This is a genomic window from Halomonas sp. B23F22_20 (assembly GCF_043496985.1).
In the GTDB taxonomy this organism is placed as follows: Bacteria; Pseudomonadota; Gammaproteobacteria; order Pseudomonadales; family Halomonadaceae; genus Halomonas.
Genome location: NZ_JBIEKH010000138.1, coordinates 1 through 540 on the forward strand (window position 1 = coordinate 1; position 540 = coordinate 540).

Annotated in this window: 1 protein-coding gene; it reads left to right on the forward strand. The window is 68.9% G+C overall.

All coding sequences use genetic code 11. The features are described 5' to 3' along the window. Positions 1-540: VCBS domain-containing protein (locus ACGTN6_RS20980; RefSeq protein WP_394595044.1), on the forward strand; the 540-nt coding region annotated here is incomplete at both ends.

The window sequence follows — 540 nt, forward strand, 5'->3', positions numbered from 1 at the left end:
GCGTGGTCGAGGCCAGCGGCGACACCGTCACCGGCACCGCCACCGTGGGCGCCCAGGCCGGCATCGCCGGCGTGACCGTCAACGGCAGCGATATCACCGGTGCCAGCAACAGCCCGGTGACCATCGTCGGCAATGAAGGCACGCTGGTGATCACCGGCTACGACGCCGCGACGGGTGAGATCAGCTACGAATACACCGAAGACGGCGACGCCGAGGACCACCGCGACGGCGAGATCCTCGACCGCTTCGATATCACGGTGACCGACGTGGCCGGCGAGTCGACCAGCGACAGCCTGGACATCCGCATCGAGGACACCGCGCCCGAGGCCGACGACGACCGTGCCGCCACCGACGAGGACGCCACGGACGCCATCGGCGGCAATGTGCTGACCAACGACAGCGAGAGTGCCGACACCCCGAGCGATGTCAGCTTCGACGCCGACGACGTGGCCGCCGCCCAGTACGGCACCTTCGTCGACAACGGCGACGGCACCTGGTCCTACCAGGTCGATCCCTCGAACAGTGCCGTGCAGGCCCTGG